The sequence below is a fragment of the Mycolicibacterium pyrenivorans genome, assembly GCF_025821625.1.
In the GTDB taxonomy this organism is placed as follows: Bacteria; Actinomycetota; Actinomycetes; order Mycobacteriales; family Mycobacteriaceae; genus Mycobacterium; species Mycobacterium pyrenivorans.
This window is the reverse complement of the sequence record NZ_JACKSH010000029.1, coordinates 1-986: the sequence shown is the minus strand read 5'-3', so window position 1 is coordinate 986 and position 986 is coordinate 1. Positions and strand designations below refer to the sequence as shown.

Below are 986 nucleotides of genomic sequence, written 5' to 3'. Positions count from 1 at the left end.
CGCCCCGTCGGTGTGGGACTGGACGAAGTGGCTGCCACATATGCAGCATCAGAGCAAGCGCGACGGCTGCGGTGAGCGCCGGCTGCTGTTTTCCTCCCCGGCTCAGCTGGAGGAGTTTTTCGACGAGGCGGAGCTTCCGCGTAGCGAGTGGACACCCCCGGCCAGCGGATTGCACGGCGCGGGGAACACCGTTCTGCCGTTCCGGGTGATCATCGACGACAACTGCGGAACCCCCGAGGACTGGGCCGGCCTGACTGGCAGCGCCGGGTATGCCGGCACCTGCTTTGTGCGCCTGGCGCCGTCGGTGCCGCCGCCCTCGCCGCATGATGCGTTCGGGACGAAGAGTTGGATCGGGTTTTCCCCGGAGACCACGTACCGCCTCGTGGGCGGTGCGCTGCGCAAGCGACTGCCCGCCGAGGACCTCACACCGTTTAGCGGTGTGCAGCACCCGTCCTCCGACGAGCTCGACGACGCCTTCTACGCCAAGGCCGACCAGCTGTCGATCACCGCGGCGGAGCGGTTCGCTCGGGCGATGGCCCGCTTCCGCGCCTCCGGCGGGGTCACCACGGTCACCGATTCCGGCCACCAGCAGCGCACGCTGCTCGACGCGGTGGGGGTGCGCGACCCCCGCAACCTCGACGTGGACCGCCTGTGGTCCCCGCGCCGCAGCCAGGGCCCGGAGTGGATGCGCTTCCCGGTCGGTCTTGATGAGAGCGGCCAGGTCGTCGACCTGGATCTCAAAGAGGGCAGCCAGCAGGGCATGGGCATGCATTCGCTGTTCATCGGCACGACCGGCGCGGGCAAGTCCGAGGGCATCATCACCGAGGTCGCCTCGATGGCGTTGACCCATTCGCCGGAGGTCGCCAATGTGGTGTTCTTCGATTTCAAGCTGAAATCAGCAGCCGGCGTGCTCGAACAGTTCCCGCATGTGGTGGCCAGTGTCAGCAACCTCGGCGATGAGCGCCACCTTGTCGGCCGCATGTATG

1 protein-coding gene is annotated in these 986 nt (G+C 67.7%); it reads left to right on the top strand.

Going from position 1 to position 986, the window contains the following annotated elements:
* Nucleotides 1-40: 40 nt before the first annotated feature.
* Nucleotides 41-986 (top strand): FtsK/SpoIIIE domain-containing protein (locus H7I57_RS05255; RefSeq protein WP_264022297.1); only part of this gene is annotated, 946 nt, incomplete at its 3' end.